This is a genomic window from Aliiglaciecola sp. SL4, assembly GCF_041538045.1.
GTDB lineage: Bacteria > Pseudomonadota > Gammaproteobacteria > Enterobacterales > Alteromonadaceae > Aliiglaciecola.
The window spans coordinates 797,064-820,187 of sequence record NZ_JBGOSE010000001.1; the positions used below are offsets into that span (position 1 = coordinate 797,064).

Annotated in this window: 18 protein-coding genes; 9 read left to right on the forward strand and 9 right to left on the reverse strand. The window is 41.9% G+C overall.

The window, feature by feature from the left end; genetic code table 11:
- Positions 1-2: 2 nt before the first annotated feature.
- From kdsB to modC, 5 genes are read left to right on the forward strand one after another with little or no spacing between them, the layout of a single operon-like run.
- Positions 3-770: a 3-deoxy-manno-octulosonate cytidylyltransferase gene (kdsB, locus tag AB6T38_RS03620; protein ID WP_372546007.1), complete on the forward strand. Its 768-nt coding sequence runs from the start codon at positions 3-5 to the stop codon at positions 768-770.
- Positions 770-1,432, forward strand: coding sequence for an SDR family oxidoreductase (locus AB6T38_RS03625; protein WP_372546008.1), 663 nt, complete (start codon positions 770-772; stop codon positions 1,430-1,432). Before kdsB ends, AB6T38_RS03625 begins: the two co-directional genes overlap by 1 nt.
- Positions 1,410-2,216 (forward strand): molybdate ABC transporter substrate-binding protein, encoded by an 807-nt coding sequence (modA, locus tag AB6T38_RS03630; protein WP_372546009.1) that lies wholly within the window; start codon positions 1,410-1,412, stop codon positions 2,214-2,216. Before AB6T38_RS03625 ends, modA begins: the two co-directional genes overlap by 23 nt.
- The gene (gene modB, locus AB6T38_RS03635) at positions 2,216-2,896 is read left to right on the forward strand and encodes a molybdate ABC transporter permease subunit (protein ID WP_372546010.1); all 681 of its coding nucleotides are present in this window, start codon (positions 2,216-2,218) and stop codon (positions 2,894-2,896) included. Before modA ends, modB begins: the two co-directional genes overlap by 1 nt.
- Positions 2,893-3,975 (forward strand): molybdenum ABC transporter ATP-binding protein, encoded by a 1,083-nt coding sequence (gene modC / locus AB6T38_RS03640; protein WP_372546011.1) that lies wholly within the window; start codon positions 2,893-2,895, stop codon positions 3,973-3,975. Before modB ends, modC begins: the two co-directional genes overlap by 4 nt.
- 98 nt (positions 3,976-4,073) lie before the next feature.
- On the opposite strand, the gene AB6T38_RS03645 is transcribed toward modC, so the two are convergent.
- From AB6T38_RS03645 to AB6T38_RS03670, 6 genes are all read right to left on the reverse strand, one after another.
- On the reverse strand, positions 4,074-5,303 hold the full coding sequence (locus tag AB6T38_RS03645) for an ABC transporter permease (protein ID WP_372546012.1): 1,230 nt from the start codon (positions 5,301-5,303) through the stop codon (positions 4,074-4,076).
- A 10-nt stretch (positions 5,304-5,313) separates the two neighbouring features.
- A complete protein-coding gene (locus tag AB6T38_RS03650) occupies positions 5,314-6,627 on the reverse strand; it encodes an ABC transporter permease (RefSeq protein ID WP_372546013.1) in 1,314 nt (437 codons plus the stop codon).
- Between the two features lie 9 nt (positions 6,628-6,636).
- Positions 6,637-7,353, reverse strand: a complete 717-nt coding sequence (locus AB6T38_RS03655; RefSeq protein ID WP_372546014.1) for an ABC transporter ATP-binding protein — start codon at positions 7,351-7,353, stop codon at positions 6,637-6,639.
- 89 nt (positions 7,354-7,442) lie between these two features.
- The gene (locus AB6T38_RS03660; RefSeq protein WP_372546015.1) at positions 7,443-8,741 is read right to left on the reverse strand and encodes an efflux RND transporter periplasmic adaptor subunit; all 1,299 of its coding nucleotides are present in this window, start codon (positions 8,739-8,741) and stop codon (positions 7,443-7,445) included.
- Positions 8,742-8,963: 222 nt separating this feature from the next.
- On the reverse strand, positions 8,964-10,136 hold the full coding sequence (locus AB6T38_RS03665) for a hydroxymethylglutaryl-CoA reductase (protein ID WP_372546016.1): 1,173 nt from the start codon (positions 10,134-10,136) through the stop codon (positions 8,964-8,966).
- A 102-nt stretch (positions 10,137-10,238) separates the two neighbouring features.
- Positions 10,239-10,817, reverse strand: a complete 579-nt coding sequence (locus tag AB6T38_RS03670) for an RNA methyltransferase (protein ID WP_372546017.1) — start codon at positions 10,815-10,817, stop codon at positions 10,239-10,241.
- A gap of 74 nt (positions 10,818-10,891) precedes the next feature.
- Between AB6T38_RS03670 and AB6T38_RS03675 the strand changes: the two genes are divergently transcribed.
- On the forward strand, positions 10,892-11,296 hold the full coding sequence (locus tag AB6T38_RS03675) for a TerB family tellurite resistance protein (protein ID WP_372546018.1): 405 nt from the start codon (positions 10,892-10,894) through the stop codon (positions 11,294-11,296).
- Between the two features lie 110 nt (positions 11,297-11,406).
- Here AB6T38_RS03675 and AB6T38_RS03680 read toward each other — a convergent pair whose 3' ends face one another.
- Genes AB6T38_RS03680 through AB6T38_RS03690 form a run of 3 tightly spaced genes read right to left on the reverse strand, consistent with a single transcriptional unit; the run spans position 11,407 to position 18,948 of the window.
- Positions 11,407-14,475 carry an efflux RND transporter permease subunit gene (locus AB6T38_RS03680; RefSeq protein WP_372546019.1) on the reverse strand — a complete coding sequence of 1,023 codons (3,069 nt, stop codon included), beginning with the start codon at positions 14,473-14,475 and terminating at the stop codon, positions 11,407-11,409.
- Positions 14,468-17,824 carry an efflux RND transporter permease subunit gene (locus tag AB6T38_RS03685; protein ID WP_372546020.1) on the reverse strand — a complete coding sequence of 1,119 codons (3,357 nt, stop codon included), beginning with the start codon at positions 17,822-17,824 and terminating at the stop codon, positions 14,468-14,470. Before AB6T38_RS03685 ends, AB6T38_RS03680 begins: the two co-directional genes overlap by 8 nt.
- Before the next feature lie 14 nt (positions 17,825-17,838).
- On the reverse strand, positions 17,839-18,948 hold the full coding sequence (locus AB6T38_RS03690; protein WP_372546021.1) for an efflux RND transporter periplasmic adaptor subunit: 1,110 nt from the start codon (positions 18,946-18,948) through the stop codon (positions 17,839-17,841).
- A gap of 340 nt (positions 18,949-19,288) precedes the next feature.
- Between AB6T38_RS03690 and AB6T38_RS03695 the strand changes: the two genes are divergently transcribed.
- The 3 genes from AB6T38_RS03695 to AB6T38_RS03705 are packed head-to-tail and all read left to right on the forward strand — an operon-like array spanning position 19,289 to position 22,856.
- A complete protein-coding gene (locus AB6T38_RS03695) occupies positions 19,289-21,202 on the forward strand; it encodes a von Willebrand factor type A domain-containing protein (RefSeq protein ID WP_372546022.1) in 1,914 nt (637 codons plus the stop codon).
- Between the two features lie 21 nt (positions 21,203-21,223).
- The gene (locus AB6T38_RS03700; RefSeq protein ID WP_372546023.1) at positions 21,224-21,823 is read left to right on the forward strand and encodes a sigma-70 family RNA polymerase sigma factor; all 600 of its coding nucleotides are present in this window, start codon (positions 21,224-21,226) and stop codon (positions 21,821-21,823) included.
- Complete coding sequence (locus AB6T38_RS03705) at positions 21,816-22,856, forward strand: hypothetical protein (RefSeq protein ID WP_372546024.1); 1,041 nt, start codon at positions 21,816-21,818, stop codon at positions 22,854-22,856. Before AB6T38_RS03700 ends, AB6T38_RS03705 begins: the two co-directional genes overlap by 8 nt.
- Positions 22,857-23,124: the final 268 nt, after the last annotated feature.

Consider the following 23,124-nt stretch of genomic DNA (forward strand, 5'->3'; position numbering starts at 1 on the left):
CAATGAAATTCACTGTCATTATTCCCGCTCGTTATGCATCTACCCGTTTTCCTGGCAAGCCATTAGTTGAAATTAATGGTAAACCCATGGTGCAACATGTTTATGAAAGAGCATTAGAAGCCGGTGCTACTCGAGTTATTGTCGCCACTGATGATGCTCGCATCGCGAAAACTGTGACGGATTTTGGTGGTAATTACTGTATGACAGCAGCCCATCATGAGTCAGGTACTGAAAGATTGGCTGAAGTGGTGGATGTGGAAGGGCTATTAGCCCATGAGATAGTGGTCAATGTGCAAGGAGATGAGCCCTTTATTCCTGCGGCAAATATACGCCAAGTAGCAGAAAACCTATTTCAATTTAAAGATGCCGAGATGGCCACCTTAGGTGTTAAAATCACTGATGTTGAAGATGTATTTAATCCCAATACTGTTAAGGTCGTTACTGATAAGATGGGATATGCTTTGTACTTTTCTCGCGCTGCCATACCTTATGACCGTTCGCGTTTTATGGATGCCGACAGTATTGATGAAATTGGTGACTTTTATTTACGCCACATCGGTATTTATGCTTATCGAGCGGGTTTTATAAAGCAGTATGTGAACATGGCGCCGTCTGGTCTTGAACAAATAGAATCTTTAGAGCAACTGCGGGTGTTATGGCATGGTGAAAAGATCCATGTGGACCATGCGCAAAAAGCGCCGCCCACAGGCATAGATACCCCAGAAGACTTAGAAAAACTCATTCAAACCTTAAATAATGGAGAGGGATAATGCCAAATGCAGTTATAACGGGTGCAAATCGCGGTATTGGATTAGAACTTACAAAGCAGCTTTTAGCCCAAGGTTGGGACGTGTATGGGGTATGTCGTAATAGCTCCGACGAATTAGACAAAAGTGGCGCAAAGGTTATGACAAAGGTAGATGTGGGAAACCCAGACTCCTTACCTAGTGCATTAAGCAAATTAAAAGACGTAAAAATAGACTTACTTATTAATAATGCGGGTGTATTAGGTCGCGATTCCATTACTGAATGGGACCCTCATACTATCGAGCATCAGTTTAGGGTTAATGCATTAGGACCACTACTGGTTACGCAAACGTTACTCGAGCAGCTTAGAAAAGGTGCCAAAGTGGCACACATCACAAGTCGCATGGGTTCTTTGACAGACAACAGCTCCGGCGGCTATTACGGGTATCGCATGTCTAAAGCTGCTTTAAATGCGGTGGGGGTATCTATGGCTAGTGACTTAAAAGAGCGGGGCATTGCCGTAGCACTCCTGCATCCAGGTTATGTGCAAACTGAAATGGTGAGTTATGGCGGTGATATCTCAGCTCAAGATGCAGCAGCACGCTTATTAACTCGTATTGATGAGTTAAATTTAGATAATACCGGTAGCTTTTGGCATTCAAATGGTGAAATTTTACCTTGGTAAACAACGCCATATTCAAGAGATGAAAAAACCAAAACAGACGTTAATTACTAAATTGTTTGGGGTGCTGTGTGGACTCATAGCACTTTTTCATCTGGGCAGTGCTGGGGCTAATCAAGTGATACATGTGGCTGTGGCCAGCAATTTTTTATCGACTTTAAAACAGTTAAAGTCAGAGTTTGAACAAGCCTATAACAAGGAAATATTAGTCAGTTCTGGGTCCACCGGTAAGTTGTTTGCGCAGATCTCCCATGGTGCGCCTTACGATATATTTCTCTCCGCCGATGATGTCCGTCCACAACAGTTACAAAGCTTAGGTTTAACTCATCAAAACAAAGCCTTTACTTACGCCTACGGAAAGTTGGTGGTGTTTCATCCCAATATGACATCGTCCCAATTTTCCGTAGGGGAGCTAACCAATAAAGATGTTGAACATATTGCAATTGCTAATCCTAAACTAGCACCTTATGGATTAGCGGCCAAAAATTGGTTGCTTGATAAAGGTATATGGCCTGCAATTAGCCGTAAAATCGTAATGGGAGAAAATATTAATCAGGCGATGCAGTATGTGAAATCTGGGAATGCGCAAATTGCCATCGTTGCCTTGTCGATGGTGCAACAGGAGCCGATTAGTGGCTTCACTGAATTAGACGCAAACGATTATCAGCCTATTCGACAGCAAGGAGTTCTGCTAACTAATAAGCCAATTGCCGAGGAATTTGTGGATTTTTTATCCTCCAAAGCCGCGCAATCTATTATCGACCAGCACGGATATGGCATACCATAATGTTAGGTTCAGCTGATTTAATAGCCTTCTGGTTGACCATCAAGTTAGCTGTAATTTCTACTTTGCTGTTATTAATCATTGGTTTTCCCTTAAGCTTTTGGTTAGCTAAATCGAAATGGCGATATAAATTTATATTTGAAGCTTTAGTTGCTCTTCCTCTTGTACTGCCGCCTACGGTGCTTGGTTTTTACCTGTTGATTCTGATGAGTCCAAATGGGACTTTGGGGCAACTATCAAATGCCTTAGGGGCAGGCAATTTAGCCTTTAGTTTTACAGGGTTAGTTATCGGATCTTGTATTTATTCACTACCTTTTGTGATCCAGCCATTGCAAACTGCATTTGCGAATTTACAGCAACGGCCTTTAGAGGTTGCTGCCACTTTAGGTGCTTCTAAATCCGAGCGCTTTTTCCGGATTATTATTCCGCTGTTGAAACCTGGGGTGATCAGTGCAGCCGTATTAGGCTTTGCCCATACCCTTGGTGAGTTTGGCGTGGTGCTTATGATTGGTGGCAATATTCCTGGCCAAACTCAAGTTGTCTCCATCGCCATTTACGAACATGTGGAGTCATTAGAGTATCAACAGGCTCATTGGTTAGCTGCCGGGTTATTAGTGTTTTCGTTTGTTTTACTGCTAATCGTTTACGGCACCAATAAAGGTTTCAAAATGGTGAATAAATGAGTTTGCAGCTAAGTTTTTCGAAACCGCTACACAGCGGAAAGGTTGAGGTTAAATTAACGCTTAAATCTACTGGCGTAACCGCAATGTTTGGTCCGTCAGGTGCAGGAAAGACTACCATCCTCAGAGTGATCGCAGGCTTGGAAAACGTTGAGAATGCACAGGTCACCTTTAAATCACAAGTGTGGCAAGATCAGCACACATTTGTGCCACCCCAACATCGTCATATTGGTATGGTGTTTCAACAAGCAAGCCTGTTTGAGCATTTAACAGTAAAACAAAATATTTATTTCTATCAGGGGTTAAAGGCCCATAAAGGTAGAGAAGAACGCTTTAATGTTCCCCAGTTGATTGAGCTGTTGCAGTTAACACCTTTGTTAACGCGTTTGCCAAATTCACTATCCGGTGGTGAACAGCAACGAGTGGCAATTGCAAGGGCGCTAGCGACACAGCCTGATCTTTTACTATTGGATGAACCCTTAAGTGCTTTGGATGATGAACTGAAGAGCCTGTTTCTAGATTATTTAGCACCTTTACTCGAACAAATATCCATACCTGTTATCTATGTTACCCATTCTAAATCGGAGTTGGCACGACTTGCTAACCATGTGGTGTTAATTGATAAAAGCGGAGTTGTAGGGCAGGGTGACAGTGCTGATTTACTTACAGATCTGCATCAACCTTTGACCTTAGGGTCAGATCTGCAAAGTGTGCTTAGCGCTAACGTTGAATCCATTGATGAACAACAACATGTCAGTGCATTAGATACACCTGCGGGTCAAATTTGGGTGAATACTTTTGACAGAAGCAGTGCCAAATTTATTGGTCAGACAATGAAAGTAGTGATACATGCAAAAGATGTGAGTGTGTCTTTGTCTCGAGCAACAGATACCAGTATTCTCAATGTTCTGCCTGCACAAATAGTGGATTTTAAACATATCGAAAATGGCAGTGTAATTTTGAAACTGCAGGTTCGAAATGCGGTGATACTAAGTCAGATTACACAACGATCTTTTTCGCAACTAAAGTTGGTTAAAGCTCTTAACGTGTTCGCGCAGATTAAAGGTGTGGTGTTGAAATAAACCTTTAAAAAGTTAGCGGGTTCTTATGCATGTGAGCATGGCTGGAAACGCCTAATATGGGGAGCTTCGCCATTCGAAGCTCCCCATGATTTGAGTTTTTAAACGGTTCTCGTGGCAAGTGCTGGCGGGATCTTAGCTGCTTTTTGGGCTGGACCGAACACCGCAATTTGGCCTACCATCCACAGGACTATCATCCCCGCGGGTATGAAATACCAATCCAATGCATTTAAGCTAAACATTTCCACTAACAGCATATTTAACGCAACTGTTAGCACTGCACCTAAGATGACACCCACAGTGCTGATTAAAAAGTTTTCAATCATAAAGTAACGAACAATTAAACCTTGGCTTGCTCCTAGTGCGCGGCGGGTACCAATTTGTTTTTTACGACGATTTACGCTAAAACTGGCTAAACCAACAATCCCCAAACCGGTTACTATAGTCAGTATAACCATGGTCGTCGATAGTATTTTTATCATGGCAGTGTCACCGCGATAACTGCGTTCTCGGGTTTCCTGTACTGTGCGCATACCGCGAATAATCCGTTGTTTATTTGATGAGGCTAAGGCCTCTTCGATAATCGGCATGATTCGATCGCGCTGCCCAGCTTGGGCGCGGATATAGTAGCGGTTAGATTCGAATCCGGTTATTTCAGGGGTTAACACTGTGTGTTCTAAATCATCCCAACCTACCCAAGGTGCTTGAATTTTATCTACTATCCCTTTAACGATCATGGGCTCTGTTTGACTAATATAAATGGTTTTTCCTACCACATTTTGATAAGGGATATCTGGAAACAACGACTCTGCCAGCACTTTGGTGATCAATACATTGTCTGGCCAATCTCTAAGTCCAGGTTGTCGCCATCGAACGTCTATGGGGAGAAAGTTTTCTCCGGCAATTACTTCCAGATCTAAAGCCTCGGTAGCGTGTTCATCCACCATGTAAATAGCCGCACCTTGGGTTTCTTTTTCTTCCCCAGGTTCAGTTTGAAAACTCATCGACCAGCCACCGCCACTAACGGGAATGGCATTAATTTGTATTGCATCTAACACCCCAGGGGTATTTCTTATTAGTTCTAAATCATTAAACGCTGTGCTTTTAGGATCAAAACCATCACCAAACCCCGTGGTAGTTAGGTAGAAACTATTGATCTCGTCGATACCACTATCTCGTTCGATACGCTGTGCCCGTTCAAGAATAATAAAAATTGAATTCACCACTATTGTCATAGTGACCGCTATTTGTATGGCAATTAAAATTGCCCCTACTTTATTACGCATCAAGGCACGAAATATTGGACCGATTTCCCATTGATTAGAGCTCATGGTCTTCTCCTTATTGACTTTTTAACTGGCTGGCAGGGGCAATATTGCAGGCTCGCCATGTGGGATACATACCCGCTAAAATACTTGATATTAGTGCCAGTAAAATAGCGCTGATCATCATCGTTAAGTCCAATCCAACTAAGTGTTGTACAAATTCGCCATACAAGGATTTAATCCCTTCTAATCCAAGGTAAGCTAAGCCTAACCCCAAGATCCCACCGGCTACGCCAATACAAGCAGTTTCCACTAAATGTTGAATAAACAAATCGGTTTTAGATGCGCCTACTGCTCTGCGTAAGCCTATTTCAGAGGCTTTTCCGGTAAATTTAGCCAGTAGTAAACCTATGGTGTTGAGTAAACAAACTAACAAAAACATAAAGGACACCCACATCATGATCTGTGCATCGTCGGCAACGACTTGTTGATTTTCCATCCACTGCATCACGTTAGAGAGGCGGTTGTTTAGTGGTCGCGCAAATCGGCCAAGTGATTTTTGCTCATTAACATAGTTGTTTAAAAAGTCCATATATTGGGCTTTTTCATTGTCGTTTCTTAGTTCAACCCACATTTGATAGTTAACACATTCGGATTGCAAAAATGCAGTAAAACCTTCTCCTTCAGGGGTTTTCCAACAATTGGTATTGCCACCGTTGGTTAACTCTAATTCCTGTTTCATGTAAAACGGCATAAAGACTTCTTCCGTTTCGTCAAAAGCCCCGGTGGTGACATCATAGAAACGCGGCACTAGCAGCCAATCGTCGAGAACTCCCACAACCCGAAAATTTTCACCGACAATACGGATAGTGCGGCCAACGGAGTTTTCACCTCCAAATACCCGTTCATTGGTGGCTTTGCTGATCACAACCACATAATCTCTGTTGTCATCGCTGCTGTCTGGCCAGCCACTACCATACAAAAAAGGTACATCAAACATCGGGAAAAAATCTGCAAAAGCTAAACGAATACTGGCCATAAAGGGTTTTTCATCTTGACCCTTAGGCTCAATGACACCGCCGGTGGAAGCCATCGCCGATTGTCGATAAGCTTTTTTGGCTTGCATTAAGTTGGTGGCCTCTGTCCAAGTAATTTGATCTGGTGGCTCATTCGGTTCCTGGGCCGGTTCAAACTGAGACCAACTGTCTAATTGCACATAAAAAAGTTGTTCACTTTTGTGGGGAATAGGATTGGCCGACATTAGGTAATTGACGGTTACCGTTGTCATACTTGCACCAATACCAAGGCCAATAGCGGTGATCATCAAGGCACTCAAAATAGGATTACGTTTGATACTTTTTAACGCCAAACGAAGATAATAAGTAAACATCATTTGTCCTTAACCAATGGCAGTTTGATTGATTGCAACAATGCTGGAGTCAGGCGTGCCGGTTAGTTCACTTACTTGACCATCGCGGACATATATATTGCGTTTAGCCTGTGAAGCTAAATGCTGATCATGGGTCACCATGACGATGGTGGTGCCTTGCTGATTAATTTCTTTCAGTAATTCCAAAACACTCAGTGCCATCTTGGTATCTAAATTACCTGTGGGTTCATCGGCAAGTAAAAACCGTGGGTTTCCGGCCAATGCACGGGCAATAGCCACACGTTGTTGTTGACCCCCTGAAAGCTGAGAGGGGAGGTGTTTCATACGATTAGCCAACCCCACTAACTCAAGACTTTCTTCGATGCGTTTTTTCCGTTGAGCACTCTTAAACCCTCGATAGCGTAGGGGTACATCGACGTTGTCAAACAAATTTAAATCTGGAATCAGGTTAAAACTTTGAAAGATAAAACCAATTTTTTCATTTCTAAGTTGGCTACGCTGTTTATCATTAAGATGGCTTACATTTTGACCGTCTAATTGATACGTGCCTCCTTCAAAGGTTTCTAATAAACCGGCGATGTTTAAAAACGTGGTTTTTCCTGAGCCAGAAGGGCCTGTAACGGCGACGAATTCTCCCTCGTCTACTTGTAAATTAAAATCACGAAGTGCATGAGTTTCAACTAGATCGGTTCGAAATACTTTTTTTACATCTGTCATGGTTAACATGTGCTTTCCTTATTCTTGTTCTAATTTTCTTTTAAATTTTTAGGGGCGGTAGTTTGTGAGCTTGTTCTCGCTATTCACTACCGAACCAATTAATTGGTGATGAGTATTCGCTGGGCACCGTTAAATTGTTCTGTGCCTGATATGATGATGGTGTCTCCGGCATCGAGCCCCTGCATTATTTCGACGTTAGATAAGCTGCGAATACCTGTGGTAATAGTGGTTTTTTCAGCCATACCATTTTTGACACGGTAGGCAATTCGGCCACTACCACTGTCTAAAAATTGTCCCCGTTGCACCATTAATACATCGGCTTTGCTTTCCATTAATATACGCGTGGTTAAGCGCTGATTTTGGCGCAATCCTTGGGGCTGTGTTAGAGCTTCTCCGGCTGCATTATGGGCGGCGAAACGCACTCTCCCGTTCACTTGATTGTTCTCAATTTCAGGTGAGATAGTGACTAGGGTGGCTAAATGCGTCTCGCCATTGAAACTGACATGTGCTGGCATTCCTATTGCCAAGTCATCTGCGTAGCTTTCTGGAATATCAACCTCCAGTTCGAATTCTGATAAGTCCACAACGCTTAAAATAGGCTGATTTTGGGTTACTTGGTTTTTCTGTTGTACGGCTAAGTTACCGACGATGCCATTGACCGGGGAACGCATGGTTAATTCATCAACCTTGCGAGTTAATTCTTCCACCAACAAGCTCTGTCTTGCCAATTGCAGTTGTTTAGTTTGAATTTCAAAGGCTAGGCTTTCTTGATTTAGTTGCGCATCTCGTACTGCATGTTGGTGGACGAGTTTTGCATTTTGTAAGTCATCTTGGGCTTTTTCGAAATCGATTTGACTAATCGAGTGGGTGGCATAGGCTTTATCTGCGCGACGTTTTTCCCGATCAGCGGCAGTCAGTGCAACTAGTGCCAGATCCACCGCCTTTTGATTTTCCAAGGCTTGTTTTTTGGCCTGTATTTTTTCCCTGTCTAACTCCATTTGCGAACGTTGCAAGCTGGACTCTTCTTGTTTTAGTTCATTGGTCAACGCTGGGCTGTCGATTAAAGCCAATACCTGATTAATTTCAACTGAATCTCCAGCATCTACTTTGAAGGTAATCGTTCCTTGAGCAGGACTATAGAGTCTAGGGCTAACCGAGGCGACAACTCGCCCTTGCACCGACAAATCTCTTACTAGGTCGCCTTTTTTAACTGTGCCAAGACGTAAGCGCTGAGCTGAAATGGAGTAGTCGGAGCTGGACCAGTTACTTAACGCTGGAGCTAAAGTGAAATAGCTAACAAGCAAGACAATGCTAATAACAATGATGATAACGAGGGGCTTTTTATTTTTCTTATTTGCCAGTACGACATCTTGTCCACTGGTATCTTCAATTTTCATGTTTTTTTCTCTGAAATTATTGGAACAATCAGAGAGTAAGTCGAGGGCTTAGCTGAAAAGGTTTAAATGATTTTAAAAAATATTTTTAAACAAGTAATGCGAGAATAGATAACTAAGGTAAATAGCATAAAAAACTATGGGCAAATTTCGAAGCTCAGTTGAATAAATACGGGTTCGTGTTTCACGAGCCCGTATCTGAGTTTATGAATAACCTAATAAAATTTAACGATTACGGCCCATTTTGTCATGGCTGCTAACCCAATGACCGGCAATGACCGCGCAGGCTAATGAGATGTCGCCAGCTAACACAGTTGCAGCAACGATTTCGGCGAATTTATTGGCTTTGTCTTTGCCAACGCAATCCAATAATTGTAAACACTCGTGTTGGGTGGGCAACCCGGTACCACCACCAAAGGTGGCCACTATTAACGAGGGGAGGGTGACGGCTAAATAAAAATCACCGTTATCAAGTAATTCATGGGATAGCATACCAGCATGGGATTCAACCACATTGGCTTCATCTTGACCCGTGGCAATATATAATGACGCAATACCATTGGCCGAGTGAGGGCCATTATAAGCTGCACCGGCTAATTGAGCGCCGTTATTGGCCAGTGTGGTTGCTCCAGCTAACACTTTTGTATCCACGTTCATTACCCGCGCTAATACCTCTTTTTTCAATACAATCTCGGCTATGACCCGTTTTCCTCTGGAGTGCAGCATATTTAAGTGGGAGTGCTTTTTATCTGTATCCATGTTGCCAGAAAGTAGATACATACACGGGATTGGAGAGTTGGCTTTAATCCATTCGCAGGCAACAAGGGTGGCTTTACCCACCATGTTTTGACCCGCAGCATCACCCGTTGTGTAGTTAAACCGTAAATACTGAGTTTTTGCTACCGACCATTGTTGAATATGTTCTAATTTACCAACACTGGTTGTGGACTCGGACACCGCTTTTATGTGTTCGAAATTTTGCTCCACCCATTGTCCAAAATCACGGGCTTGTCTGGCATCTTCAAAGATAAAGGCTGGGGCTCGCTGCATCCAGCCCTCTACTACTGTGGTTTTTACTCCGCCACACTCATTAATTACTCGCATCCCACGACTGTAACTGGCTACTAAGGTACCTTCAGTGGTGGCAAGGGGAACATAAAATAACCCTTTGGCATTTTCACCATTAATTTGCACGGGGCCGGCTATGCCCACTGGCATTTGCACGATACCAATAAAGTTTTCTACATTGCCCGGTAGAACCCCAGGGTCAATACTGAACTCACCTGTGTATTTCATATCGGCACCAGTTTTTTGTTTTAAAAACTGCCGACGAATTTTTGCCATTTCAACAGTGTGATCATTCTCTGGGTCACGGGGAATCCGAGTATCTTCAGACATAGTAGCGTTCCTTTTTTATCGATGTGATGTAAACAGCGTGAAACCATGCTTCAATTAATACATAAATATGTCTATTTAGAAAGCTACCATGTTATTTATTTGTTAATTTTTTAGTTCTGTCGATGCATTAGGTGTTTTTTTATTAGCAGAATTTGTTTTTCGTTTTAGTTTGTTATTAGTATCTCGACTGTGACGAATAATTTCATCGGAATAAACTGTATCTTGCTGTTTTGCCATTCGGTCATATAAAAGCACGTTCACTGAGGCGGCTAAATTCATACAGCCTATGGTGGGCACATATACAATATCGTCACACTGGTTAAGGATTGGTTGGGGAATTGAGCCGTCTTCAGGCCCAAATACATAAATTGCCTTTTCTGGATGTTGGAAGTGGGGTAGTGGTGTCGCTCCCTCTACCAATTCGAAGGCAATTTTTTGATAACCATCGGGTAAGTCGTCAAATATGTTTTCTTTGGCCGTTAACGGAATGTGTGTCTGGGCATTTTTGGTATCTGTCGCAAACTGTTTAGCGCGCTCATAGCGCTTTCCAGTATAGACAATTGCTTCGCCAGCATAACAGCCTGAAGCGCGCAATACCGCCCCTACATTTGTTGGGCTTTTAGGATTAATGAGTCCGACAATGCAATGATTCGATTGATGTTGTTGTGCAGATTTGGCCATGTTTGATTAGCAGATTATGATAGTTTGGGCTAGGATACTTTAGATTGGATTATAAAACACCATGGAGCAAGTTGATGAGGTTTACTATATTTATTCAAGCTTTAGACTTAGGTCAGTGTACAGATCAAATTCAACGTCAGGCGTTATTTGATATAGCACTTATGTTTGTGATGATTGACGGTGTCATTGATGAACAAGAAAGACGGTATATGCAAGATTGGTTAGCAAAACTGGAGTGGTCTAGCGAAATCGATAAACTGGATTATTATGTGACCCTTGAGAAGAAAGTTATCGATGCGATTGCGGAGGATGAAATTGAAAACTTTTTAGCTCACCGCGCCAATCTATTGTCAGATACTGGAATGAAATTACAAGCTTTAAAATTGGCCGAGGATATCGCCCAAGCCGATGGTGAATTGGTTGCATCTGAAAAAGCAGCCATCGACTTTCTAATGGATAAATTAGCCGATAAACGCTAACTGCTATGGGCTAAAGCTTTTAGCTGGTATATAGCCCTTAGCCCCGTTAACAGCCCTTAGCCCCGCGAGCAGTAATTAGCTCTTAGGGCACCGATTAACAGGCAGAGCTGTTAAGCACCAGTTACCTTAGCCACCAGTTGTTTACTATCCGCGATCATCTCTAAAGCATTGCGACGCAGTTTGAGTAACAATAGATAAGTTAACGGGACTAAGAACAAACTGGTAACGGTACTGAATATCAAACCGCCGATTATGGCAATCGCCATAGGAGAATAAGACGGCCCGTCTCCACCGATGCTAACGTCACCTAGGGCTAAAGGAACTAAGCCTAGCACTGTGGTAGAAACGGTCATCAAGATTGGCCGAACGCGAGTCAGGCAACCTTCAATAATCGCTTGTTGCACAGCGATGCCTTGATTCACTAACTGATTAATTCGGTCAACCAGCACAATGCCATTGTTCACCACTATGCCCATTAAAATTAACATGCCGATCATGCCCATTACGGTCATGGGATTACCAGTAATTAAGAATGCCCAAAATACTCCGGTAAACGAGAATATCAACGACGTTAGTACCGAAGTAGGTAACAGTAAGGACTCAAAAAGAGCTGCCATGACAATATAAATCATACACACGGCTAAGATCATATTTGTAATCATCACTCCTTCATCTTCATCTTGGCGCTGAAAACTGCCGTCTAACGCCCAAGAATAACCATTGGGGAGTTGCACATTAGCCATGATTGCTTCGATACGCTCTTGTGCTTCTTCAATGGTGAGATCACTTTCTAGGTTTGCACCAATACTTAAAGCGGTTTGTCTGCCGTCGCGTTGAATATGGGACATTCTTGGTTTCACTGTTAAATCAGCCAACATATCCAAAGTCACGTTTTGCTCAAGGTTTCTAAACACAATTAAGTTACGTAATGCGTCAATGGAGGTTTGCAGGGTTTCATCGTAGAGCAAACGTATATCGATTTCGCCATTACTGGCATTTCTAAATGTACGTAGGTTTGAGCCTCGTAACGCCGTACTAATAGTGTTTGCCACATCCTGAGTGTTTAATCCAAAACGAAAGGCTTTGTCTCGATCTATTTTTATTTGTAGCTCAAAATTTTGGCCATCTATGTCTGCCTTAACGTCGGTTAAGCCTTCAACGCTTGTTAATACAGGCACGATATCATTGGCGATTTCCATTAAGGTTTCAGATGACTGTCCAAATAGTGATATTTTGACTCCGCCACCACTGCCTTGGTCCCATTGAAAAGAGGGTTTTGCCCGTGCAAATGCAGGAAACTCATCTTTGATTAAGGTTTTAAGATCAGCAATTTTCATCGGGATATCATCTTCTAAGGTTAGGCCAGAAACGGCTTCTCCTGTGGTGAAATAGCTATACACCTGTTTAATATAAAATCGTTCTTTATTGGCATATAAATACTCCTCCATTTTAGCTACTGTCTTTTCCACTTCTTTGAGGTTGTAGTTTGCTTGCACATTATAATTCAACCAAATACGGCCATTGTTGCCATTGTTTTGTTCGTCGCTTTTTAACAGGGACATGGGGATCATAGTGCTTACTAGGATTAGTACTGCAATCAAAGCCGTTTTCCCTTGGTTTTTTAAGGTCCAGGTTAAGATTGACTCATACAAGTCTTTCATTTTTGACGGTTTTTGTTGTTTGGCTTTGGGTTTTATTTTTAACTTTGTAGTCAACAGCGGGATCAGAGTTTGTGCCAAAATGAGTGAGGCAAATAATGATATACAAATGGACACGGCAACATGCTCCAGAAACACCGTGATTTCTTCTTTGGCACCAACAATATTCGGTAAAAACACAATGGCAGTGGTGGCTGTACCTGCAATTACCGCCAAACTTACCAAGCCGACGCCTTTTTTAGTGGCTTCTACTGGATCAGGCTCGTCTTCACGGGCCAGAAAAATACTTTCTGTAACGACCACCGCATTATCTACCAACATGCCCACTGCTAACATCAAGCCCATTAACGACAATATGTTGAGGGTGTAACCTAAGAAATACATGCAGGCTAGAGTGATACAAATTGCAAAAGGCACAGACAATACCACCACAAGAGTGGTGGCGAGATTACGTAAAAATAAATACAACACAATAATCGATAGCGCCGCGCCAATTAGCCCTGAATTCAACAAGTCTTGTAGGGATGTGGTGACTGAGTCGGCTTCATCATCCATGATAAATAAGTTGATACCATTAAAGGCAGTGCTGTTCCGTGCTTTTTCAATTTCTTGCATAACAGCATCGGATACTTCCACTAAATTGGCACCAGATTCACGAAAGATATTTAGACCAATGGCATGGGTGCGATCTAAGTGGCGTCCTTCTTCGGCTCTAGGGGTTTCATATTTCACCGTGGCAATATCCATTAAACGCACATTGGGTTGAATAATAAGATCTGCAATTTCCTGTTTACTACGGTATTCACCCACCGGGTTGACGGTGATTTTTTGCTCGAGATCAAAAAACTGGCCGGCAGTCATGGAAAAGTTGGCGTCTCTCAGGGTTTTTGTTAGTTTACCGGTATCAATGTGCAGCGCTGCAATACGTTGGGGATCCAATCGAATAGAAATTTGTTTTTTCTGAACGCCGTACAATTCGACTTTTGACACTCCCTTAATGCGCTCAATGGGCATCTTAAGATTGCGTTCTAGTAAGTCATAGGAATTGGATATATCGCGGTCACTAGATAATCGCAGTTGAAAAACCGGCATATCGTTTAAATTAAATTTAAATACCAATACCCGTTCTACATCTTCTGGCAATAGGTGCCGAATGGCATCGATTTTCTCGCGAGCTTCAATGCTTTTAGCTTTAATATTGGTATCCCAATCAAAACGAATTTGAATTTCGGCATTATTCTCCGTAGAGCGGGAGCGTAGACGTTTAATCCCCGACATAGTCGCTAAGGCTTCCTCCACCGGTTGGGTGATCATTTTATCGATTTCCGCAGGAGTCGCATCTTTGTATGGCACTTGAACAAAAATTTCTGGAAAGTCGATGCCTGGAAATTTTTCCAATGGCAACATTTTACTCGCGGCTAATCCCATTATTAACAACGAAAAGAATAACATGGAGATGGTGACTGGACGTCGTATGGCAAAACTTGCCAATGCTGCGCCTGCGTGAGCAAACTTATCCATATACCACCTCACTTGTAACTTGTTGTGTTGAGGTTTTGTTGTGTTCTGGCACATATGACTTACGGTCAAATAGGCTGTACAACACGGGGATCATAAATAAGGTTAAAAAGGTTGCAAACAACAAACCAAAAATCACCGTGATAGCCATAGGGGTGCGAATCTCCGAACCTTCACCTAAACCAATCGCCATGGGAAGCAGCCCCAAAATAGTGGTGAGTGTGGTCATAAGAATAGGTCGTAAACGACTATGAGCAGCTTGTTTAATGGCTGTCATTTTGTCTTCGCCTTTGGCACGAAGTTGATTAATGCGATCAATCAATACAATGGCATTATTGACGACTATGCCTGCTAACATAATAAGACCAATAAATACCACCACACTGATATTGGTGCTGGTTAAATATAACCCGTATATTGATCCTGCGCAGGCCATGGGCACAGTAAATAAAATCAAGAATGGGTGAAGTAGGGACTCAAATTGTGAGGCCATAACTAAATACACCATAAAAATCGCCAACGCTAATGCCAGGTATAAAGAATTAAAGCTTGCTTCCATTTCTTCACTTTGACCGGTGACTCTCGCTTGTAAACTGACCGGTAAATTAACGGCTTCTATGGCTGAGTGCGCATCAATTACCGCCGCGCCTAAATCACCGTAATTCAGGTTAGCACTGACTAATACTACTCGTTGTTGACCTACTCGGGTGATTTCACTGGGACCTACTGACATTTCAATAGAGGCAACCGCAGCCAACGGGATAGCATTGTCACTGTTTGGGTTAACTACGATTTGCGAAATATCTTGAATTGAATCTCGCTGGGTAATTTGGTTTCTAACTAAAATATCGACTTTACGATCGTCAATACTGAATTGACTCGCCACTTCACCGCCAATCTTGGCCGCAATTAATTTGGAAACATCAGGTGCATTTAAGCCTAATTGCGCGAGCTTGGCATGGTCAAACAACACTTTTAATTCTGGATTACCGTTTTGCAATGAACTTTTGATATCGGCAAATCGATCATTGTCAGACAATTCTTGGGCTAGCTTGTCACCGTAACGTTTTAACATTTGTAAATCGTATCCGGAAATTTCTACCACAAGTGGGGTGGAAAAACTAAATAGCTCAGGTGTACCAAACTTACTTTGTACACCGGCTTGCGAGCTTAAATATTCGCGCATGGCTGCAATCACTTGTTGTTCATCAGCAGCTGAAGCTTCAGCTGCCATTACCACGTTTAATTTACCCCAATGGTCACCACCTTGTGAGGGGGAAGCATTCATTAAACTGCCAGTGCCTGCCAATGAATAGGTTCGCTCTACCTGCGGTTGCTGTTGGGTAAAGGCAGCTAAGGCTGCAAGCGCGGCATCGGTATTGTCTAATTTAGAGCCTGTGGGTAAGGTAATTTCAACATCGAACTCCCCTTGGGCCAATGGTGGGATCAACTCTAAACCGATTTTAGGCATAAGTATTAAGGATAAAGCCGAGCAGGTGAGTACAATTCCAATGACGGCAAGGCGTGCCTGCATAGCCAAGTTGAGACTATGATAATAAGTTGTTGCTATAGCTTTGTAGCATCTATCAAATACCCATAATATAGGTTTAAATATCAATGCTAGTATTTTCGATAGACCCTTAAACAGGCTCAATGTAATGCTGGTTAGTAACACGGGGATCACATAAAAAATCAACTTTACCAAAAGTGTCAGTGGTAACAGCAAATAGTAGCCCGTTAGTTTTAACCAACCTGTGGGTTTTTGTTTAACCGGTCGAGGGCCAAGGTCTAATTCTTTACCTGAGTGTTGAGATTTTTCTCTTGCCGCTAACATTGGGATAAGGGTTAACGCGACCACTAGGGATGCCGCTAATGCAAAGGTCACAGTCAGTGCTTGGTCGCTAAATAGTTGTCCTGCAATACCTTCAACAAAGACTAATGGAAAAAACACCGCCATTGTGGTGAGGGTGGAGGCGACTATGGCCATTGATACTTCTTTGGTGCCTTTCGCGGCAGCCTCTAGAGTATTGGCATTGTGTTTTTTATGCCTATCGATGTTTTCTAATACCACAATACTGTTATCAACCAATAAACCAATTGCCAAAGCTATGCCGCCAAGGCTCATAATGTTTAAACTAATATCGTAGCTATACATTAAATTAAAGGTGGCAATGATGGATACAGGAATAGATATGGAGATGATTAAGGTTGGCCAGATATTTTTCAGGAAAAAATACAACACAAACATGGCTAATATGCCACCTATAATGGCCGCTGATTTGACTTCATCTAAAGCACTGGCGATAAATAAAGATTGGTCGTAAACCATTTGGATTTGGTAGTTTGCTGGCAGTGATTGATTTAAGGTATCGAGTCTAGCTTTAACTGCGTTAGCCACATTAACGGTATTGGCATCACCCTCTTTATAAATGGCAATTTCAACTCCTTCGAATCCATCAAATCGAGTGACAGACGAACGCTCTTTATAGGCGTTATTCACCTCTGCGACATCGCTTAAACGAATGTGTTTACCATCGCGGGTGGCAATATACAAATTGCGCATATCGTCTAACGATTGAAATTGATTCAAGGTTCTAACGATGTATTCTTGTGAACCATCTTCAACGCGGCCGCCAGATGCATTGATGTTTTCTTCTTTTAAGCGTTTTATGATGTCTGCTAATGGGATGTTTAATTGGCTGGTGCGGTGCTGATTAATGAGCACATGGATTTCGTTTTCCAGACCACCGCCAACACGCACCGAGGCAACGCCTTCAGCGGACTCCAGTTTACGTTTAATATCTTCTTCAGCATAATTACGGATACGCTTCATGCTTGCTTCATCCATGCTCGTTTCGTTCAACGAAGCCAATTGGGATGGAGATGAACTTGAAGGGGACGAGGTTTCTGAAGTGGTTGTGTTAGCGCCCAGTCCGAAGCGCATGACGGGATCTAAACTTGGATTAAAGCGCAGCAATAAAGGGCGTTTGACATCTAAGGGCAATAACAACACATCGAGTTTTTCCCTAACCTCTAAGCTGGCCATGTCCATTTCGGTACCCCAGTCAAACTCTAAAACGACATCTGACTGTCCTGCTTTTGACGCCGAGGTCACTTTGCGAACCCCCTTAACCACGCCAACCGCTTCTTCAATGGGTTTGCTAACCAATTGCTCTATTTCACCAGGGGCGGCGCCAACATAATCTGTGCGGATCGTGAGGGTGGGATAAGATAATTCAGGTAACAGGTTCAAGGATAAACGTGATAGAGAAACAAACCCGAATAAAAGTACCGCTAAGGTGAACATCCACACGGTAACCGGACGTCTCACCGCAATTTCAATTAGATTCATAATGTATTCCTCAATTAGCTGTTAACGATTTCAACAACGGCTTTGTCTTTGAGGTTTTGATGGCCGGTTACCACCACTTTTTCAACACCTGTAAGACCTTCCACTACTTCTATAAAGTTGCCTTCTTGGTAACCAACCTTAATGGCGACTTTGTTAGCAATGCCGTCTGCGTCAACTACAAACACATTGGTTTTATCGTCGATGGCGAGTAATGCTTTGCGAGGTAACAACGTTGCATTTTGATGGGTGTCATAATTTAAACTGACCTGCGAGAACATACCTGCTTTTAACTGGTTATCTTCGTTTGGCACTCTAAGGGTTACTTTAAAGGTTCCGGTTTTGGCATCGATGACAGGACTGATTCGTTCTACAAAAGCGTTGATGGTTGTATTGTCCAGCGCTGATAGAAGTAGGCTCGCTTGTTGATCTTTGTGTACACGAGACAATTCTTTTTCTGGTAAATAAACAATGCCGTAAAGCTGTTTTTGTTGAACTATATGAAACATGCGCTCGCGCTGGAACGACTCGGTAAGATTACCCACTTTTGCATTGCGTTCGGCTATATATCCACTGATAGGCGCGACTATGGTTGCTTCTTTCAAATCGAGTTTGGCTAGGGCTAAGGTTGCTTTTGCAGATTCATACTGGGCAGTTAGTTTGTCGTAGGTATCATCACTAATGAGTTTTTTGTGGTACACCTTGTTTACTTTGGCGAGCTCTTTTTCAATACCTTGTAAATCCGCAGCTGCACGTAACAAGTTTAACTCGTAACGTTCGGGATCTAATTTCGCGAGAACTTGACCTTTTTCAACGTAATCACCTTCTTCAACTAATATTTGATCAATGATCCCCGATGCTCTGGCAACAACAAAAGCTTCTTCTTTCGCTTCCAGCACTGCCGTTGTTGCATAGTTGGACGATATATCACCACGGGCTAAAGCCTTCACTTCAACCGGAATTGGAATAACCGCCACTTTTTCCGTTTCGGCTTGTTCATTCTTATTGGCTTCTGCCTGTCCACAGGCGGTTAATAAGAAACTGGAACAAAGCAAAGCCGCCAGTGATAACTGCTTGAGAGAAGAGCGTGAAATTGCAACATGGTTGTGATAATTATTAGCGTCCATTGTATTTTCCAAAGTTAACCAAACATTTTAAATTTATTTGTAACGACAATCTGCATAACGTCGTTGTTAATGACTACTCGAAAGAGGGTCTTTATTCTTTTACTAAGCACTCACCGTGCCATAGAGAAAAATATATAAAAATCATATAGATATGCTTGTTGTTTAATTTTTTTGTGAATTTGATTAATTGTTTTTGGTGAAATTTACTAATACTTAGTTGATTTGCTAATAGCTGAATGAAAAAGAAACTAGAGCTAATTTTGTTGAATACTAAAAAATAAATAACCCCTTTTTAATATTCATTCGTTGGTACAGATAACGACATATAAAAGGAATAAAAATGAACACTACTAAATCAGTCAATTCAACAACTGAGTCATCTCTGGATATAGCAATTAAAAATAGATTTAACCTTGGTAAACTCAGCTATTTTTTTGTCGCCACTGGGCTGGCTTTTAGTCTTGCGGCTTGCTCATCGTACGAAAGTGATAAGCAAAGCAATCAAGCTGAACAAATGGCTGAAGCGGAGCGAATCGCTGCGGCTGCTCATCGAGCAGAAGCTCATGTGAGATCCCAAGGTAAGTTACAAGCTCGGCATCGACTTGAGTCTCAGTTATTTACGATGGCTGATTTAGCGGCAACTTCACCTGGCCACTACCCACCACAGGAGCCTCAGAATCCGACTTTTACTGAAAACTATCAGCAGCACGAAGAAAACCAGGTGTTTATGACCCGAGATGTGCCTGTTTCTACATTTTCAATCGATGTGGATACAGGTAGTTACAGCAACGCTAGACGAATGTTGAATCAAGGGTGGCTGCCTCCTGCAGATGCCATACGAATTGAAGAGTTTGTGAATTACTTTGATTATCAGTATCCAGTGGCTAGTGAATCTAGTCATCCTTTTGTTATTGATACGCAGGTAGCGAACTCTCCTTGGAATGAAGGACGTTTGTTGATGCGGATTGGTTTAAAGGCGCATTCTGTAAATGAACAGCAAAGCAGTAAGTCGACTGAACTTGATGAACAGGCTCAATCGATGGATAAAAATTTGGTGTTTTTGTTGGATGTATCTGGCTCTATGAACTCGGCCAATAAGTTACCTTTGGTTAAACGAGCACTGACTATGCTGAGCAAACAATTAACGGCAAAGGATAGTGTTGCTATTGTGGTTTATGCTGGTGCCTCTGGTGTAGTACTAGAGCCTACCGAGGCGAATCAGAGTATAAAAATAGAGCAGGCTTTGAATCGTTTATCAGCTGGTGGATCTACCAATGGTGGAGAGGGAATTGAGCTTGCGTATAAGTTGGCAAAGCAGGCCTTCAAGGATAATGGCGTGAATCGGGTGATCCTTGCCACTGACGGCGATTTCAATGTTGGCAGGGTGAATCATCAACAATTAATCGAATTAGTGGAACAACAAAAAGAGCAGGGGATTGAACTAACCACCTTAGGTTTTGGTCAAGGCAATTACAATGATCATTTGATGGAGCAATTGGCTGATAAAGGTAATGGCAATTACGCCTATATTGATACCTTGCAGGAAGCGCGAAAAGTGCTGGTGGAAGAATTAAATGCAACTTTGCAATCTGTTGCCCGTGACGTAAAAATTCAGGTGGAGTTTAATCCTAATGCGGTGGCGGAATATCGTTTAATAGGTTATGAGAACCGTAGGTTGAATAACGAAGACTTTAATAACGATAAGGTGGATGCTGGAGAAATAGGTGATGGCCATACGGTAACTGCATTTTATGAGGTGGTATTGCAAGATGGTGCTAAGTTCAACGATGAGCTACGTTATCAACAACGTAATCAAAATAGCAATGCTAACTTGGGTAACGAGCTGGCGCATGTCAAACTACGTTATAAGCCTTTGGACGACGACAACAGTATTCTTATTGACCAAGTAATTGAAAAACAAACTATTACTGATTTTGATGCACAATCTGTTGATTTTAAATTTGCTACTTCGGTTGTGGGTTTTGCACAATTATTAAGAAATAGTAAATACACTGGCAATTTGGATTTAGAAAAGGTGATAGCGCTTGCCAATGACAACAAAGGTAAGGATGATTATGGGTACCGTGCTGAATTTGTTTCTTTAGTGAGAATGGCCAAAACCTTGCGCTCAGAAAATGCAGAGAACGTAAGCAATGCAGAGCCAACAGACAACAAGGGCTCGATTAGCATTGAAAAACAAAAGCTAAATAAAGAAAATAAGGCACAAAGATTAAGTTTGGTGACCTCTTATTAATTTTAGGGAAGATAAACTCGTTTGAATCAAGTAGTAGATGAAGAATTGCTTAAACGATTTGCTGGTGGAGACGCAGCATCGTTTAAGCTTTTATATGAGCGACATAAAGGCGGTTTGTATCGCTATTTATTGCGACAATTGAAAGATCAGCCATTAGCTGAAGACTTATTTCAGGATACTTGGAGTAAGGTTATTGACAATGCTGAGTCATTTGAATCAAACGCTAAATTTTCTACATGGTTATATGCGATGGCGCGTAATCGAGTGGTTGATCAAGTTAGACATTTACGAGTTGTTGAAAAAGTGATTGATGATTCTGCTGATGATGTGGATGGTCAAGCTACTGATGATGAAGCTCATCAAACGGTATTGGAGAAAACGTTGATAGCGGATAAACAAAGGGCCTTTTTAAACGATTGTATGCAAAGGTTACCGGTGAAGTTATTGGAAGTGTTTTTACTTAAAGAAGAATCGACACTAACGGTAAAACAAATTTCTGAGGTTGTCGACTCGTCCCATGAAGCAACCAAAAGCCGATTGCGTTATGCCTATGCTCAATTAAAAGACTGTTTATCTAAAAGAATACCCGACTGGAGATCGGAGGCTGCCTCTCATGAATGATAATCAACCCTCCTCTGATGACGATATAGTCGATAAAGGTGTAAGTAATTTATATCAATCTCAAGACAAACCCACCCCCTCTGAATTATTGGACAGCCACATTTTGGACTTAGCTAATCAGCGCTCTGAAAAATTACTGGACAGCCTTAAGATTGAGTCAGTGGACAGCCACAAACTGGGCTTAGCCAAGCAACCTACTGACACTAAAAAAGAATCATCTAATTGGCGTCAATGGCAATGGCCAGCTTCAATTGCGGCTTCAGTAATGTTCATAAGCTTAGTGGTTTACACTCAATACGAGCAGTTTGATCCACGTTTGGATCAAGCTCCACAGGCGGCAGTAGACACCTATGGTATCGCAGAACAGGCGACTTTGGATGAGAATCAGCGAGCAAGAAAATCTAAACTACAAACTAAAGAGTTAAGTGAACCCTTAGTAGCATCAAGAATGGCGAGTGAGCCTTTGCCCGAGAAAGATGAATTTACTGAGCAACTGATGGATGAGCCTGAGCGGGCTCAATACGCTGAAAAAGAAGCATTAACGTTAGCTGCAAAAGCAATGGACAATGTGGAAATTGAGCCTCTTGCATTGGACCTAGAATTACCTCGGGAAGTTGATGTTGAGCAGCAAATACCTGCAGATATTGCTTTAAATCAGGAAGATGCAGTTCAACAAGCATATGAAAAAGCCAATTTACTTGTTAAACATAAAGTTGAGCAGTCGGCCAAACGAGAGTCACAAGCTCAGCGAAGACTATCTTTAATTGATGTAGCGGGAAAATCTAGCGATACTCAAAACTTAAATTCGATGACACAAGTCAACACGGAATATCTAGATAGCTTATTAAAAAAACTTGAAGAGCAGTCTGGTTCAACTAACCAAAATCACGATAAAAAACAGAAGGTAAGTCAATTGCAGACGAATATTTATGATTATTTATCACTACTTAGAATGTCTGATCCTTTGATCGAAATCGAAGAAAAGTATTGGCAAGTGTTAACGGATGTACAACAAAAGAAATTAGGTAAATAGATAGTTTTGAACAGCCATAAAAGTAGAATAATTCTAAGACAGCCATAAACTGGTTTGATGTTAAAGTCTTATTGCTTATTTTTTACGTAGAGTTTAATGGCTAAAAAAATTGAAAACCTAACGTTATTAAATTAATGGAAGCACTAGAGTTAATATACTAAACCGCGATTGAACAATTGATTAAGTGATAGTCTGCAAATGACTTATACCGTGATTTTTCAATTTAGAATGTAACTTAATTGGCTCCTGCTAAATTCAACAAACTAGT